12 protein-coding genes are annotated in these 16,672 nt (G+C 45.2%); 8 read left to right on the plus strand and 4 right to left on the minus strand.

The window, feature by feature from the left end:
- The 4 genes from nosZ to tsaD all read right to left on the minus strand — a co-directional run.
- On the minus strand, positions 1 to 1,925 hold a 1,925-nt coding region (gene nosZ, locus RYK20_RS09215; RefSeq protein WP_314895205.1), incomplete at its 3' end, for a Sec-dependent nitrous-oxide reductase.
- Between the two features lie 86 nt (positions 1,926 to 2,011).
- A complete protein-coding gene (locus RYK20_RS09220) occupies positions 2,012 to 2,545 on the minus strand; it encodes a cytochrome c (RefSeq protein ID WP_297980804.1) in 534 nt (177 codons plus the stop codon).
- A 229-nt stretch (positions 2,546 to 2,774) separates the two neighbouring features.
- Positions 2,775 to 3,908 carry an N-acetyl-alpha-D-glucosaminyl L-malate synthase BshA gene (bshA, locus tag RYK20_RS09225; protein ID WP_314895206.1) on the minus strand — a complete coding sequence of 378 codons (1,134 nt, stop codon included), beginning with the start codon at positions 3,906 to 3,908 and terminating at the stop codon, positions 2,775 to 2,777.
- Positions 3,909 to 4,073: 165 nt separating this feature from the next.
- The gene (gene tsaD, locus RYK20_RS09230; protein WP_314895207.1) at positions 4,074 to 5,096 is read right to left on the minus strand and encodes a tRNA (adenosine(37)-N6)-threonylcarbamoyltransferase complex transferase subunit TsaD; all 1,023 of its coding nucleotides are present in this window, start codon (positions 5,094 to 5,096) and stop codon (positions 4,074 to 4,076) included.
- Between the two features lie 135 nt (positions 5,097 to 5,231).
- Between tsaD and RYK20_RS09235 the strand changes: the two genes are divergently transcribed.
- From RYK20_RS09235 to RYK20_RS09270, 8 genes are all read left to right on the plus strand, one after another.
- The gene (locus RYK20_RS09235; RefSeq protein ID WP_314895208.1) at positions 5,232 to 9,614 is read left to right on the plus strand and encodes a translocation/assembly module TamB domain-containing protein; all 4,383 of its coding nucleotides are present in this window, start codon (positions 5,232 to 5,234) and stop codon (positions 9,612 to 9,614) included.
- Positions 9,611 to 10,453 carry a peptide chain release factor N(5)-glutamine methyltransferase gene (gene prmC, locus RYK20_RS09240; RefSeq protein WP_297980795.1) on the plus strand — a complete coding sequence of 281 codons (843 nt, stop codon included), beginning with the start codon at positions 9,611 to 9,613 and terminating at the stop codon, positions 10,451 to 10,453. The genes RYK20_RS09235 and prmC overlap by 4 nt, the downstream gene beginning before the upstream one ends.
- A 31-nt stretch (positions 10,454 to 10,484) precedes the next feature.
- Positions 10,485 to 11,561, plus strand: coding sequence for an AI-2E family transporter (locus RYK20_RS09245; RefSeq protein WP_297980793.1), 1,077 nt, complete (start codon positions 10,485 to 10,487; stop codon positions 11,559 to 11,561).
- Position 11,562: 1 nt separating this feature from the next.
- Complete coding sequence (locus tag RYK20_RS09250; RefSeq protein ID WP_297980791.1) at positions 11,563 to 12,759, plus strand: hypothetical protein; 1,197 nt, start codon at positions 11,563 to 11,565, stop codon at positions 12,757 to 12,759.
- Positions 12,760 to 12,790: 31 nt separating this feature from the next.
- Positions 12,791 to 14,029, plus strand: coding sequence for an ABC transporter permease (locus RYK20_RS09255; protein ID WP_297980788.1), 1,239 nt, complete (start codon positions 12,791 to 12,793; stop codon positions 14,027 to 14,029).
- Between the two features lie 33 nt (positions 14,030 to 14,062).
- Positions 14,063 to 14,701, plus strand: a complete 639-nt coding sequence (locus RYK20_RS09260; RefSeq protein ID WP_297980837.1) for a M15 family metallopeptidase — start codon at positions 14,063 to 14,065, stop codon at positions 14,699 to 14,701.
- Between the two features lie 126 nt (positions 14,702 to 14,827).
- Positions 14,828 to 15,604 (plus strand): OmpH family outer membrane protein, encoded by a 777-nt coding sequence (locus RYK20_RS09265; protein WP_297980786.1) that lies wholly within the window; start codon positions 14,828 to 14,830, stop codon positions 15,602 to 15,604.
- Positions 15,605 to 15,632: 28 nt separating this feature from the next.
- Positions 15,633 to 16,166, plus strand: a complete 534-nt coding sequence (locus RYK20_RS09270) for an OmpH family outer membrane protein (RefSeq protein ID WP_297980785.1) — start codon at positions 15,633 to 15,635, stop codon at positions 16,164 to 16,166.
- Positions 16,167 to 16,672: the final 506 nt, after the last annotated feature.

Raw genomic sequence — 16,672 nt, forward strand, 5'->3', positions numbered from 1 at the left:
TTAGCAGCAGATACACGAATGTATCCTTGCATTTCTTGGTGAAGAGCAGAACAGAAGTCTGTACAGTAGAATGGCCATACTCCTACTTTAGTAGGTTTCCAAACGAGGGTTTCAGTTTGTCCAGGCATAATAAGGAGCTCTGCATTTTGAGCACCTAGTACAGAGAATCCGTGAGGGATATCCCAGTCTTGTTCTACGTTGGTTACGTGGAAATATACAGTGTCCCCTACTTTGATACCTTCGATGTTATCAGGAGAGAAGTGGCTACGTACGCAAGTCATATATACGTGTACATTGTTACCTTCTCTTACCACTTTAGCATCAGCATCGGTACGAGTTACGTAAGGGTGGTGGTTATCCTTAAGCGGATAGATTTTGGTTTGTTGATCTTTGATTTTTGAAGCAGCAATACCTTGTGCATAGTGGGGCTCTCCGATAGTAGGGAAGTCAAGGATAAGTTCCATTTTATCTCCAGAGATATCGAATAACTGAGCAGATTGGCAAAGTTCAGGACCTGTAGGGAGGAAGCGGTCTTTGGTAATTTTGTTCATCGCAACGAGGTATTTACCATAAGGCTTACGAGAGTCTCCACCAGGGATCATAAGGTGACCAGGAGCGTAGTAAGTAGCGTGTCTGTCTAATACTTCCCAAGTACCTACTTTCCATTTTACGACTTCAGAAGAGATGAAGAAAGTAGTATAAGCGTTTCCTTTGTCATCGAATTCAGTATGCAAGGGTCCGAGTCCAGAGCTTTTTACAACTCCAGCTACTACTGCATCCATTTTGATAGTAGGGATACCATATTTTTCACCATCGAAAGCTTTGTCTTCGATAGCTTTTATCATTTTAGAGAAAGAGTGAACAGTAAGTTCAGAAGCAAGCTTACCATTACCAATGATGTATTCTCCAGTTGGGTCAACATCTACTCCGTGAGGAGATTTTGGTGTAGGGAGTAGGTAAACGAGTCCAGGAAGCTGAGAAGCGTCAAGGATTTTTACAGTTTCTACTACTTCAGACTTACCAGTGTGAGTTTCATCACTGTAAGTATTGTGGTAGTGAGGCGCTTTCATTTCGGTGAATTTACCTTGTTTGATATACTCTTCTGCTACTTTCCAGTTGATAGCAGCGATGTAATCGTAGTCATTTTGAGAAGCTTCTACTTCAAGGAGTGAGTTAGCTTCCTCAGTGTTATAAGTGGTAAAGAATACCCATCCGTGAGATTTACCTTTACCAGAGTGAGCTAGGTCATAGTTGAACCCAGGCATAAGCACTTGGAATTCAAGGTTCATAGCACCTGAATCAGGATTTACTTTTACGAAAGAGATAGCACCTTTGAATTTACCTTTGTAATCCTTAATAGCTACGTCTTCCTGAGGGATAGGCACAGAGAAACGAGTTCCTCCTACTATGTACTCAGTGTTTTCGGTAACGAAAGTAGAAGAGTGGTTTCCTCCTACATTAGGAAGTTCTAGGATTTCTTCTGTTTCGAAAGTTTTAAGGCTGATACGCGCCACACGAGGGGTGTTATTACCATTGATAAAGATCCAACGTCCGTCTACTTCTCCATTAGTTTGAGAAAGGTCAGGGTGATGGGTGTCATCCCAAGGAATGAATCCGTGGGTAGTTTGCAAAAGAGGTTTGGTTTCTTCGTTGTAACCATAACCTTTCTCAGGGTCTTGAGAGAATACAGGAATCACTTTAAGCAAGCGTCCAGAAGGAAGTCCGTAAGTAGCCAACTGACCACTGAATCCTCCTGAAAGGAAAGCATAGTATTCATCGTATTCTCCAGGTGCTACATACACCTTTTGGGCAGCGTCAGAAGCGCCTATCGCTCCTGCTTTGTCGTTACCTTTGTTGTCAGTATTGCCACATCCAACCACAAAAGCACTAGCAACTGCCATAGATAACAATTTGCTTGTCTTCATAAAACAATTTATTTAAAATATATTCTTTACTTGTGTAAAAGTCTGTAAGAGGGCTTAGTACTCTTACAGACTTTGCTTATATATGCTTATTCAATAGTACGGAAGTACTCTAGGATAGCTCTGGCTTGTTCTTCAGTAAGGTGCTGATTAGCCATAGGAGCACCATTAGCTTCCACTAGAAGTTGCTTTGCGATAGGATCGTTAGCAATCATTTCTTCAGGGTTAAGAATCATATTCATTACCCATTCAGGAGCACGTCTTTCCAAGATACCTTTAGGAGCAGGTCCGATGAATTTTTTGGTAGGCTTATGGCAAGCAGTACAGTTAAGCTTGAAAAGTTCTTTTCCTTTTTCAGCAAGTGCCTGGTCTGGAGCTGCCGCTAGAGGAGGATTTACCGCCTTTACAGGTCCTATTCCCTTGTTACTCAAATCCACGTTAGCACCTCCTTCATTAGAGGGGGTTGCAGGAGCAGATTCTGCAGGGGTTGCAGGTGTGGTGGAGGTAGTAGTCTCAGGAGTAGTTCCTTCTGTTGTTGTTCCTTTGTCAGAAGAAGCGCCTCCATTACAGCTAGCGAAAGCAACCATTACGGCTGTTGCTAAAGTCAATTTCAACGATTTCATCAAATTGTTTTTTTAGTATTTTATTATGAGGCAAAGATACTGATTTTTTTTGAATTCATACAAAATTTTTGCGTTTTTATTTTCGCCTAGAAAACGCCTTGTAAAATATTGATTACAAACCATTTAAGCACAAAAATAACCCCTATAAATTCTTATTCTTTCTCCCATTCTTGGATTTATTAAGAGGACAAAAAGCGGATTTGCCCCTAATAAAAGACAAAAGTATATTTTACTCTTTGCGCCTGCTGACTACCTGCTCATATACCTGCTCGTACATAGGGATAATTTTTCTTTCATCAAAGAGGGAAGCCTGCTGTAAGGCTTGGGCTTTGAAGCGGGATAGAGTGGCTTCGTCGTTGAGAATGACAAGGGCATTCTGTACCATTGCCTCAATATCGCCTATGGGGCTTAAGAAGCCTGAATAGCCCTGCTTATTGACCTCAGGAATCCCTCCTGCATTGCTGGAGATCACAGGCACTCCTTGCGCCATAGCCTCAAGGGCAGCGAGCCCAAAGCTCTCGGATTCTGAGGGGAGCAAGAAGAGGTCGGAAGAGCAGAGTACCTCATCTATTTCCAAGCTATTCCCTAGGAAGATAACCGAATTCTGTAAGCCTAAGCGATGTACGAGGGCTTGGGTATGCTCCCTATCAGGTCCGTCACCTACCATAATGAGTTTTGCTTTCTTATGGGGGAGCAATTGGTAGAAAATTTCGACAACATCGGGGGTTCTTTTAACCTTTCTGAAGTTACTGATGTGGGTGATAATAAGCTCATCAGGATTGGCGAGCATTGCTCGTTGGCATCTTTTAGGAGCGTTTTTTTTCTGTTCTATATCAATGAAGTTAGGAATCACCTTGATGTCCTTATGAATGTCAAAAAGGTCATAGGTATTCTTACGGAGGCTTTCGGAGACGGAAGTTACGGCATCGGAAGCGTTGATGCTGAAGGTTACCGCCGTCTTATAATACTCGTGGTTCCCCACTAGGGTTATATCGGTACCGTGTAGGGTGGTGATAATAGCCACCGAGATACCCTCCTGCAGGAGAATCTGCTTTGCCATATAGGCGGCATAGGCGTGAGGAATCGCATAATGAGCGTGAATGACATCAATACGGTATTCGCGTACCACCTCGACCATTTTGCTAGAGAGTGCTAGCTCATAGGGCTGATAGCGGAATAGCGGGTACTCCTCCATATACACCTGATGGAAATAGATATTCTTATGAAATACCGATAGGCGTACCGGTTGCCCATAGGTAATAAAATGCACTTGGTGCCCCTTGTGAGCGAGTGCAACGCCTAATTCTGTAGCAACAACACCACTTCCTCCAAAGGTAGGGTAACAAACAATAGCTATATTCATAATAAATTAACAATATGAGCCATAATAGGCAGTTTTTTAAGTTTTTATAGGTTATTATAATTGACAAGAGGGCTACAAACCCGTGCCCGTGTATAGAAGCAAGACAAAGACTATGGCACTTGGAATACTAAAAGCTTATTATAGGGGTAAAATTTGCATTTTTCTCTATAAATGATATCTGGCTTGAGCAGTTACACTCATATCCGAAAAATCGCCTCTGAGGTACTTATAATAAGCGGCAATTCCAATCATTGCGGCGTTATCGGTGCAGTACTGGAAAGGCGGAATAAAAGTCTGCCAATGGTGCTTGTGAGCCAGCTGTTGTAAGGCTGTGCGCAGGGCAGAATTGGCGCAAACGCCTCCTCCTATGGCTATCTGGGTAATACCTGTCTGAGTTACGGCTTTTTTGAGCTTACGCATCAGGATTTCGATGATTGTATATTGTACAGAAGCACAGATATCAGCCATGTTATCTTGGACAAAAGAAGGGTTCTGTTGGGTTTGCTTTTGGATAAAGTAGAGGACAGCGGTTTTGAGTCCTGAGAAGCTAAAGTCCAAGCCTTCTACCTTTGGAAAAGGGAAAGGGAACGCCTTAGGATTGCCCTCTTTCGCATATCGGTCGATGAGGGGACCCCCTGGGTAAGGGAGTCCGAGGATTTTAGCGGTTTTGTCGAACGCTTCCCCTACGGCGTCATCTTGGGTCTGCCCTAGGATTTCCATCGAAAAATAGTCGGTTACCTTCAGAATCTGGGTATGTCCTCCGCTGATGGTCATTGCCAGAAAGGGGAAAGTAGGTTTTTGCTGGGCTGGATTCTCAATAAAGTGGGACAAGATATGTCCTTGCAGGTGATTGACCTCTATCAAGGGGATTCGTAAGGCGAGCGCCAAGGACTTAGCGAAAGAGACACCTACAAGGAGGGATCCCTGTAAGCCTGGTCCTCGGGTGAAAGCAATAGCAGCGAGCTGAGACTTCTCCACCTGAGCCTGTGCCAAGGCTTGATCGACCACCGGAACGATGTGCTGCTGATGGGCACGAGAAGCCAGCTCAGGCACTACGCCCCCATACTGCTGATGTACCTGCTGGCTGGCAATCACATTGGAAAGGACTTTATCGTCCTGTAGTACTGCCGCAGAGGTATCATCACAGGAAGATTCTATGGCTAATATATAAGTAGCTTGAGGATGCATTATTCGGGTTAAAAAAAATTTATATCAGTCAAGTAGGAAGTATGGATTTTTATTGTATTTTTGTACCCATTTTAACTTGTGATCAGTTCCTCCTAAAAATAGGGCAAAAATACTAAAAAAATAAATAAGAGAAAGGTGGTTGGAAAATTTTTTCGCGTTCTGAAAAAAATCATCAAAATAAGTTGTTACCTCCTGGTTTTCATCTTCTTATTACTGACAATCCCTGCTGTACAGAGCTACTTAGGGAATCGAGCGATGGCGTGGCTGAACTCGGAGTATAATGTAGATATAGAGGTAGAACGGCTTTCGGTGAGCCTTACGGGAATGATAGGGCTAGATGGCGTCCTGATACGAGACCATCATCGGGATACCCTTATCGCAGCCCAAGAAATCCGTACCCCTATCCTTGATATAAGGCAACTGATCAATGGGAACTTATACTTCTCGACCATTGAAGCCGATGGGCTCTACTTGGATATGAAGACCTACAAGGGAGACACCCTCTCGAACTTGGATATCTTCATTTCCCGTTTTGATAGTGGCGCTCCTGCCAGCCAAGAGCCTTTCATAATGAAAGCCAACGAAATCAACCTACGAGAGGCGCGCTTTCGTGTATGGGATGAGGATACCACAGGCGACCCTACCCTTACCTACATAGACCACCTAAGCACCCGCATTTCAGATTTCAGTATCTATGATTCTGAAGTAACTATGGAGATGAAAACGGGCTCTTTGCGCCTAGATAAGCACTTACAGATAGAGGAGCTGAGTACCTATTTTCACTACAATAATTCGCTAATTGCACTGGATAAAGTGCTGCTAAAAACCCCCTATTCGCAAGTAGATGCCGATATTAGCTTCCACGCTTATAAGGAGAGTTATGCCGACTTCCTGAACAAGGTAACCCTAGAGGCTACCTTTAGGGAATCACACATTGGCACGGAGGACATCAATGGGTTCTATAACGGGTTCGGGCAAGGAAAGCTCATTGATATAGAAGGGGAAGGCAAGGGTACCCTTAACAACCTCTCTATCAGCAATATCAACCTATATACAGAGAATACAGCTATAGAAGCAGAGGAAATCCTTCTGAGGAATGCCTTTGACAAGGGGAAGGACTTCGTATTCTGGGGGAATTTTCCTCATTTTGCGTCGGTATATAGTGATTTGGCGGGGCTGATGCCTGAGGTCTTGGGCAAGCAGCTTCCGGAGGAACTGCGTGATTTTGGGTTCTTTGAGGGGGTAGCGGAGCTTACTTATACCACCCGTGACCTGCTGATAGATGCGGATGTATTCACCCAGAAGGGCGATTTTATCCTCAGTGGGAGCCTGTATAACATCTCCCACCCTAAGGAAGCCACCTACGAGGGTTCTCTGGAGACCTACCGCTTACAGCTAGGGAAGCTCTTGAGAATCTCGGATATGAAGGAGCTCTCGGCAGGGATTAAGTTCTCTGGCAAGGGTATCGACTACAGCCACCTGAATAACTCCAACGAGCTATCCCTGACCACCACCATTCATTCCGTAGAATATCGCGATTATCTCTATCAGGATATAGAGCTCAAGGCGAACTATGCCCATAGGAAGCTCAAAGCCAACGCTCAGATAGCGGATAAGCACCTGAATATGCACTTTGAAGGGGCGATAGACCTGCTTTCTTCCAAGAAGCAACACTACAGCCTTACGGGGGAGATGAACCACGTGGATTTGAAAGCATTGGGCTTCATCAAAAAGGACTCTATTGCGCAAGTAAGAGGGAATATAGACCTGAACATCAAGGGGAATACGCTGGACGATATGGAAGGGCGTATTGTGCTCAAAAATGCTTCTTATAAGAAAAATATAGACACGTATAACTTTGCCGATTTCTCCATTGAGATTCAGAAAGACACCAATAGTGTCCGCACCATTACGCTAGAATCACCGGATATCATTTCGGGGAAGGTGGAGGGCGAATTCAAGTTTGCCCAGATAGGCAAAGTACTGGTCAATACCCTTGCTTATGGGTTTGACAACTATAAGCCTTTTAAGGTAATGCAAGGGCAATACCTAACGTTTGATTTTAAGATTTACAATAAGATTATAGAGATATTCCTTCCGGAACTCTCTTTTGCTCCGAACACCTTTATTCGTGGAAAATTGGTAGGTGATGAGAATGATTTCAAGATTAATTTCCGCTCACCCTATATCCATTTGTATGAGACCACGCTCAAGGGGGTGAATCTGGAATATGACAAGAAGAATCCGCACTATCGTTCGCTGATACAGCTCTCGAGTATCCAGAACCCCTATTATCAGATAGAGGAATTCAATATCCTGAACACCTCCAAGGAGGATACCCTATTCTTCAAGACGGAGTTCAAGGGAGGAAAGAACTCCGAGGATGATTACACGCTGAACTTCTATCATACAATTAACAAGAAGCGACAATCGGAAGTAGGGATGTTGCCTTCGACGATATTTTTCAAGAATAACGAATGGCATATAGGAGATGAGCGAGAGACGAAGGTTGTTTTCGACCGCAAGATGGATTCAATCTATATCCAACACTTCAGGCTCCATCACGAGAATGAAACCATAGCCTTTGATGGGCGCCTAGGTCGGGAGGATTATAAGGACTTACACCTAGTTTTTGACAAAGTAAATATCAATGATATCCTTCCGAAGATGGAAGGGCTGGATACCCAAGGAATCCTCAATGGGCATCTGTCACTGCTCCAGCGCAAGAAGCTATACTACCCTTCGGCAAACCTATCCATTAAGGGGGTTAGCCTCAATAGCTATGACTTAGGCGACCTGATTGCTACCCTAGAGGGGAATGAAGACCTGACGTTCTTCAAAGCCAATCTAGAGTTTCTCAACGAATTAGGCTCCGGGCTCCACGCCTATGGGGGTATCACGGTAGATAAGGGGGACACGTGGCTGAACCTGACAGCGGATGTGAATAAGGTACGCTTAGAGCCTTTCTCTCCGCTGATGCAGGACATCCTTTCCGACCTCAAGGGGAGCCTCACAGGGCAAGCTCGTATCACAGGAACAGCCAGCAAGCCCAAGATAGAGGGCAGCCTCTTACTCAATGAAGGGAGCGTGGGCGTGCCTTACCTGAAGGTGGATATGGACGTGGCGGAGAACACCCTCATCAGCCTACAGGATAACCAGTTCGTATTCCAAGAGACCACCCTTACCGATAAGATATTCAAGACCCAGACGGCTTTCAATGGGCGCATCTACCACCGAGATTTCTCGGACTGGTTCCTAGACCTACACTTTGACACCAAGGGCAAGAAGTTCCTAGTACTCAACACCCAAGCCAAGGACAACGACCTGTTCTATGGTACGGCTTTCATTGTAGGGAAGGCAAGTATTACGGGGAATATCAACGAACTGACCATAGGGGTAAAAGCCGTATCAGGCGAGGGCACCCAGTTCAAGATTCCGCTAAGCGACACCCAGACGGTGGGGGACGATTCCTATATCAACTTTGTTAGCAAAGAGACTATTCATAAAAAAGGCATCGTACCGAAGACCTACCAAGGGCTAGAGATGAACTTTGACGTAGATATCCTCCCTACAGCAGAGGTGGAAATCATCGTAGATCCGAAGAACAACTCCAACCTTATCGGTAGGGGTGCGGGAACGATTCTGCTGGAGATTAACACCAATGGGAAGTTCAATATGTGGGGGGACTTTATCACCACCTCAGGGGAATATAACTTCAAGTATGAGGGGCTCATTGACAAGAAATTCAAGGTACTCCCTGGGGGTTCCATCTCGTGGAATGGGGAACCTATGGGGGCGAGCCTGCAGAACCTCAAAGCTGCCTATTCCCTCTATGCCAACCCCTCTATCCTACTGAATTCCAACCAGTATAACCGAAAGATACTCACCCAAGTGGTGATCAACCTACAGGGAGACCTGACACGTCCGGAGACCGTTTTTGACATTCAGTTTCCGGATAGTAGCCCGAACCTGACGGCAGAACTCAACTACCGCCTAGAGGATAGGGACAAGAAACAGCTACAAGCCTTCTCCCTGCTGGCACAAGGGAACTTCCTGAGTGATGCCTCTGCTGGGGATAAGCTCCTTTCTTACAATATGCTGGAGACGGCGGCGGGGATCTTCAACCAATTGCTCTCCAGTGAGGATGACAAGCTGAATATGGGACTGAGCTACGAGACAGGAGACGCTAACCCCAATGGAGCCTATAGCAATGCCGATAGGCTGGGCATTACCGTATCCACGGATATCACCGAATGGATGCGCTTCAATGGGAAGCTAGGGATTCCTGTAGGAGGGGTTACCCAGACGGCTGTAGCGGGCGACTTCGAACTCCAGTTCCTCCTTACCAAGGACGGCAGGCTCAGTGCCAAAATATTCAACCGAGAGGATGAGCTCCAGCAATACCTCATTGACCGGATAGACTACTCCCAAGGGGTTGGGCTGACCTATAAGGTGGATTTCAACACCTTTAAGGAGCTTATCCAAGGAATTTTCAAACGTGCTAAAGAAAAGAAATGACCCTAACAGCCCTCAAGCAAGCCTTCGTTACTGGGCTTCCTCAGTATGAGCCTATGGAAGCCGAGAGCCTGTTCTTCCTCGTACTAGAGGAATGCTGTGGGCTCAGTAGGGTGGCATATCATCTAGAACCTCAGCGGGCTATGAGCAAGGAGGCAATGGCTCAAATAACCCCTATCCTAGAGGCGCTTGCCCAAGATAAGCCCCTGCAATATATCCTACAAAAAGCCTTCTTCTATGGGAGAGACTTCTATGTAGATAGCAATGTATTGATACCCCGCCAAGAGACCAATGAGCTGGTAGAGGAAGCCCTGAGACTAATGCCCCTTGATACCCCCTTGCGTGTGATAGACCTATGTACTGGTAGTGGGTGTATAGCGGTAACGCTCCAAGCGGAACGCCCCTTGAGTGAGGTGTGGGCGTTGGATATCAGCCCGCAAGCCCTTGGGGTAGCCCAGCGCAATGCGCAGCTGTACCAAGCCCCTATCCACCTACTAGAGGCAGACCTGCTCACCTTAGCTTCGCTGGAGGGGACTTTTGACCTGATCATCTCCAACCCTCCTTATGTAAGGGAGTGTGAGAGAGCCACTATGGCGGAGAACGTCCTGAAGTACGAACCTTCCTTAGCTCTTTTTGTTCCTGACGCCCAGCCCTTGCTCTTCTATGAGCAAATCGTCCGGCTTGCCCTGAAGCACCTGCGTAAGGGAGGCTACCTGTTGCTGGAAATCAACCAATACCTCTCCCAAGAGACCTTTGAGCTGCTATGTGATAACGGCTTTGCCTCTGTACGCCTACTGAAAGACCTTCCTGGGAATGACCGGATGCTTATAGCCCAATTATAATGCTTATACAAACCTTAAAAACAGATACAAAATGAATGCCAATACCATTACTGAAGGAATCCTGAAAGCTGTAGGAGCTATAGTAGGAATCGTACTGCTCTGCTGGGGACTCTACCAGTTGCGGAACGTTCTGCTATATCTTATCCTAGCGGCTATATTAACCCTTATCAGCGAGCCTATGGTACAATTCCTCAAAAAGCGATTAAAACTCAAAAATACCTTTGCTACGATTATCTCTATCAGTGTTATTTTGTGCTTTTTTGCGGGAATTATCAGCCTATTTATCCCTTTGCTTCTCTCACAGGGAAAGAACTTAGCTTCTATTGATTTCCAGAGCTTAAATAAGAACATTCACCTGTTCTTTGATAAGATTTTAGTTTCGGTAGGGCTCTCGCAATTAGAATCGGATATTGCCGATATTACTGAATTACTGAATCTGGAAGATATCTCCTCTGTAGTGAATGGCTTCTTAGGAGTAATTAGTAATATAGGAATGGGACTCTTCTCTACTTTCTTCATCGCCTTTTTCTTTATGAAAGATGGAGAAGCCATTAGTAGAAGCTTCCTTAGCTTAGTCAAGCCTCAGCGCCTTCCCAAGATTCAGGAGACACTTGAGGAGATTAAGCAACTACTTACCCGCTACTTCGTAGGGCTTTTCCTACAGCTGAGTGTGATCTTTATCCTTCTGACTATTGTTCTGCTGATTTTTGGGGTAAAAGACGCCTTAATCATAGCTTTCTTATGTGCCTTGCTGAATATTATCCCGTATATAGGTCCTATGATAGGGGCGGTAGTGATTTCAGTACTCACCATCTCCAATTTTATGGATGCTGATGTACAAACGGTTATCGTGCCCAAGACGATTTACGTACTGATAGGCTTCCTCTTGACCCAAGGGATTGACAATATGCTCAGCCAGCCGATTATTTTCTCTAACTCAATGAAGTCCAGCCCATTGGAGATATTTTTGATAACGCTCATCTGTGGAACACTTTTCGGTATTGTAGGAATGGTAGTGGCTATTCCTGCCTATACAGTGCTGAAGGTGCTCCTGAAAGCTATTTTCCCTAAAAATAGGCTTGTACAACTGCTCACTGCTAAGATATAAGATGCTGAATAAAGACCTTTTGGCTCCTGAAGTACAGGCGTATATAGGGGCGCACGTTCAGGAAGATATCGCACAATTTTCGCTCAAGAAATCTCCTTTTGAAGGGATTACCTCAGGGGAGCTTGCCCAGCAGTTATGGGGTCGGGTGAAGAGTAAGGAGAAGCTTCCCCTATGGCACCAAGCTCAGGGGATTTATTTTCCGGCTAAGCTCTCGCTGGAGCAAGCCTCATCGGAGGCTACAGCGCGGTATAAAGCTTCATTGGTAGGGGGAGGCACCCTACTGGACGCCACAGGAGGCTTTGGGGTGGATGATTATTATTTTGCCCAACGGTGTCAGGAGGTTACCCATTGCGAACTCCAAGAGGAGCTTTCGGAGATCGTCGCTCATAATTTTGAGGTACTGGGCGCCAATGTCCGCTGTATAGCAGAGGATTCCTATGCTTACCTAGGGCGGGAAGGCAAGCGTTATGATACGATTTACCTAGACCCCGCGCGCCGTGATAGCCATAAGCAGAAGGTATTTTTCCTAGAGGACTGCACGCCGAATGTTCCCAAGAGCTTGGACTTTCTCTGGCAATATACCGATGTGCTCCTAGTGAAAGCCTCTCCTATGCTGGATATCAGCCGTGCGCTCAAGCAACTGCCCCAGACCCACCAAGTACATATCGTAGCGGTAGCGGGGGAGGTCAAGGAACTGCTTTTCCTGCTCAAGAAAACGCCTCTTGAAGGGGAGGTACTGATTAAGACGGTACATATGCTCCCTACCCGTACCGATATCTTTAGCTTCTTTCCTTCAGAAACAGACCCAAAGGATATCCCTATGACTCAGGGCTACCTCTGTCGCTACCTCTATGAGCCGAATGCTGCCCTACTCAAGGGCAATGGTCTCTTCCCTGTGGGGCGTGCTTATGGGCTGAAGTATCTCAACAGAGACTCCCAACTGCTCCTAGGGGCGGAGTATATCCCCGACTTCCCTGGGCGGGTCTTCCTCATCGATGAGCTCCTTGCCTATGACCGAAAGCTCCTCAAGAGCGGCAAGATAGCGCAAGCCAATATCACGGTACGTAACTTCCCTATGAAAGTCTCCGAGATACGAGAACGGTTCTCCATTGCCGAAGGGGGGGATCGGTATTTGTTCTTCACGCAGGGAGGAATAGGGAACAAACTGGTGATTATTTGTCGCAAACCGTTTGTATAATTGGCTATAAAATTGTAAATTTGCAACGTTTATGAGACAGTTATTCCTTATACTCCGGCGAGAATATCTCACCCGCATCCGCAACAAGTCCTTCCTGCTGATGACTTTCCTCAGTCCGCTAGCGTTCGTAGGCTTGTCGGTAGTAATTATGTACCTCACCCAGCTGAATAACCACGCCGAGCGCTCTATAGAGATTCTCGATGAGAGTGGGCAACTGGAGAGGGCTTTTGAGCACCAGAATGATTTTTCCTATCATTACCACCGAGAGGGCGACCTAGAGCAGCTCAAGAAGCGCTCACAGGGGAGCGACTCGTACGGACTGCTACACATTCATAAGAGGTTGGATTCTTTTGCTTTTTTCAGTTCAGAGTCTCCTAGTCCCACCTTTGTAGAAAACCTTCAAAAAACGATAGAGCAAGGGCTTTTTTACCTCAATCTAGAGAAATCCGCCATTCGCCCTGAGCAAATCACCCAAGCCCAAGCGCATATATCCATTGGGCTACAGACGTTCTCAGGGAATGAGAGTTCGCAGATGACAAGCTGGCTCCAGCTGATTTTCGGAGGGACAGCGGGTTACCTACTGATGATGTTCATCATTGTATATGGGAATATGATTATGCGGAGTGTGATTGAGGAGAAGAGTAGCCGTATTGTGGAGATTATCCTTAGCTCAGTGCCTCCTCGCAGGTTGCTCTTGGGGAAGATTCTGGGCACCTCATTGGTAGGGATTAGCCAATTTGTGGTCTGGATAGGCATCGGAGGGGTGCTTTATAGCCTGCTACCGATAGCTCCTACCGAAGGGATTGCAGAGCTATCGGGGCTGAAGGAGTCGGTGAGCTTGCTTCCGTTAGGGAAGCTCTCGGTATGCTTTTTGTTATACTTTGTAGGGGGATACTTGGTATATAGTGCCTTCTATGCGATGATAGGGGCAGCGGTGGATAGTGAGACGGATACGCAACAGTTTCTTTTTCCGGTGTTGCTTCCGCTGATGCTAGCTATCTATGTAGGGTTCTTCACGGTGATAGAGGCGCCTCACGGGAGTGTCTCGACGGTATTTTCGTATATCCCGCTGACCTCGTCGGTGGTGATGCTGATGCGGATTCCTTTTGGGGTATCGTGGGGAGAGATTCTGGTCTCCTTAGGGGTGCTATATGGTTTTTTCCTAGGGTGCTTGTGGGTAGCAGGTCGCATCTATCGTATAGGGGTGCTCTCCTATGGCAGGAAGCCCACCTATCGCGAACTATTCAAATGGCTAAAAATACGTAACTAAATGAGCAAAGACATCACTAATAGAGCTTTTCCCCTGTATTATATCCTGCTCCTGCTGAGTGTAAGCCTAGGGGTACAAGCACAGATGAACCAAGGGGAGCCTCACGTACAGGACAAGGCTTTTGAGAAGAAATTTATCAATATCAGAGACCTTTCCGATAAATTTATTCTAGATATGAAGTATGCCACAAAGGAGAATTTCCTAGGGCAAGTGGTGTATGACTGTCCCAAGTGCTACCTAAGGAAGGCGACAGCACAGGCATTGGTAGCGGCAGAGGCGGACTTTCTCAAGCTGGGCTATACGCTGAAGCTCTTTGACTGTTATCGCCCGCTTTCGGTACAGAAAAAGATGTGGAAAATCCTCCCAGGAACGCACTATGTAGCCAACCCCGCCAAGGGCTCCAAGCATAACCGAGGGGCAGCCGTGGACTTGACACTGGTGAAGGTAGCCACAGGGGAGGAAATGGATATGGGTACGCCCTTCGACACTTTCTCCGAGAAATCACATCACAGCTACCAGCAGTTGCCCAAGGAAGTCCTTGAGCGCAGAAAGCTACTAAAGCGCATAATGGAACAACACGGGTTCAAGGCAATATTCTCGGAATGGTGGCACTATGAATATCGTCCTGAGATGGCTTCCCCAGTGGAGAATTACCAGTGGCAGTGCCCTTAATGATTTTAAGAAAAAGAAATAATAAAGGCTAAATTCCAGCGAATAAACATAAATAATTCTTAAACTTGTATTATTCGGAAAAAAAATCTTAACTTTGGCACGATATTTTATAGTCTTCTCAGTGATATGAATAAAAGCGTTTTTTTCTTTGTGCTAAGCTTTCTGATAGGGAGTTATAGCGTTTGTGCTCAGAAGAGTACGCGTATAGCCTATGTGGATATGCAGTATATTCTTGATCATATGGACGAGTACAAGGTAGCCAGTGAGCAACTCAGCCAGAAGGTAGCCCAGTGGGAGAAGGAGATTAAGGAGAAGCAAGGAGAGATTACCCAGCGCAAGGAGAAGCTAGGTGCGGAGAAGCCGTTACTAACCCCTGAGATGGTCAAAGACCGAGAGGAAGAAATCCAAGTGCTGGAGGGGCAACTAGAGGACTATCGGCAGAAGCGATTTGGAGCCTCCACAGGCGATTACATCACCCAGCGGTGGAAGCTAGTACAGCCGATACAAGACCAAGTGTTCAACATCGCTCAGGAGATAGGCAAGACCAAGAAGTTTGATTACATCTTCACGGCAGAGGACGCCGCTTCTATCTATGCTGATGAGAAGAACGATATTACCAAGATAGTCCTACGCCTACTCAAGCGCAAGGATCATTCAGAAGACCGTAATAAGGAAATCAGTACCCTGCTGAAGGAAAACCTGAATTTTGAGTACAAAGATGAGAAACAACGCAAGGCAGAGGAACGGCAGAAGCAATATGAGTCCAACCTAGCCAAGCGACAACAGGAAAGAGAACAGCTTAAGAAGAAACGCCAAGAGGAGCTAGAGAAGCGACAACGCGAGCGCGCCGAGCTCCAAGAGAAGAGAAAAGCCGAAAAAGCAAATCAAACAAATAAAAAATAATATATTAATTAATTTAACACCTATAAAAATGATAAAAAACATTAGAAATTGGGTAATTGCAGCCGTATTTGTCCTTGGAGGTACCACTGTAGCTATGGCGCAAGCGAAAATAGCGCATATTGATTCTCAAAAGCTCCTTAACGAGATGCCAGAAATGAAAAAAGCACAGGCAGAGCTCCAGAAAATCGAACAGGGATTCACCAATGACATTCAATCTTCTATCAAAGAATACCAGAAGAAAGTAGAAGAATTCCAACGCAAAGTCAATGCCCTTACCGAAGCCCAACTCAAAGAAAAACAAGGGGAATTAGAGAAAGAACAAAGAGCTTTGGAAACTATGCAGAACAATATCCGTCAAGCACAACAGACCGCTTCAGAAGAGTATCAGAAAAAGAGCCAAGCCCTTATAGCTCCTATTATGGAAAAGGCGAAAAAAGCGGTAGAAAAAGTAGCCAAATCACAAGGATACCAGTATGTACTTGACTCAGCTAATGGTTCTGGAGTGATTGTATCAGACGGAAAAGACCTTTTCAATGAAGTGAAAAAAGAACTTGGATTCTAAACTATATTATTTGTTTATATTCTATTAATTACCTGAAGAGCTGTTCTGCCTTAGAACAGCTTTTCGCTTTTACCCTACTAAGATAACGTGAGTTCGATATAATAAAACATTGATTTACAGTTAGGTGTCGAGATATAATCACAAAATAATTCATTTTTAGGTAACACTTTGTGAGATAATATAATACAAAGAGCTTTATTCAGTTCTTTTTTCGTGCAAATTTGTGAAAATCACAGGAAATTTGAACTTATATTTATTGATTATCAAATAATTACTTACGTCGAACTCACGTTATAATAAATTAAAAATCGTGTTGGTAGAAAAATCGTCTACTTCTACCAACACGATTTTACAAAGAGCCAGTACTTACATCTCTTTTTCTCCTGTAAAACTATTGTATCTTGATACTTTAAGGAGTTTCAATCATTCGATCTGTTAACCGTTATTTTTTGGATCTAACCTTAATAACATAGCATTAATGGCGACGATGACTGTTGACACAGACA

It is taken from the genome of uncultured Capnocytophaga sp. (assembly GCF_963525585.1).
Taxonomy (GTDB): domain Bacteria; phylum Bacteroidota; class Bacteroidia; order Flavobacteriales; family Flavobacteriaceae; genus Capnocytophaga.

Coding starts and splice junctions, on each gene's coding strand:
- RYK20_RS09220 (WP_297980804.1), bottom strand. CDS start 2,545: ATGAAATCGTTGAAATTGACTTTAGCAACAGCCGTAATGGTTGCTTTC.
- bshA (WP_314895206.1), bottom strand. CDS start 3,908: ATGAATATAGCTATTGTTTGTTACCCTACCTTTGGAGGAAGTGGTGTT.
- tsaD (WP_314895207.1), bottom strand. CDS start 5,096: ATGCATCCTCAAGCTACTTATATATTAGCCATAGAATCTTCCTGTGAT.
- prmC (WP_297980795.1), top strand. CDS start 9,611: ATGACCCTAACAGCCCTCAAGCAAGCCTTCGTTACTGGGCTTCCTCAG.
- RYK20_RS09245 (WP_297980793.1), top strand. CDS start 10,485: ATGAATGCCAATACCATTACTGAAGGAATCCTGAAAGCTGTAGGAGCT.
- RYK20_RS09250 (WP_297980791.1), top strand. CDS start 11,563: ATGCTGAATAAAGACCTTTTGGCTCCTGAAGTACAGGCGTATATAGGG.
- RYK20_RS09255 (WP_297980788.1), top strand. CDS start 12,791: ATGAGACAGTTATTCCTTATACTCCGGCGAGAATATCTCACCCGCATC.
- RYK20_RS09265 (WP_297980786.1), top strand. CDS start 14,828: ATGAATAAAAGCGTTTTTTTCTTTGTGCTAAGCTTTCTGATAGGGAGT.
- RYK20_RS09270 (WP_297980785.1), top strand. CDS start 15,633: ATGATAAAAAACATTAGAAATTGGGTAATTGCAGCCGTATTTGTCCTT.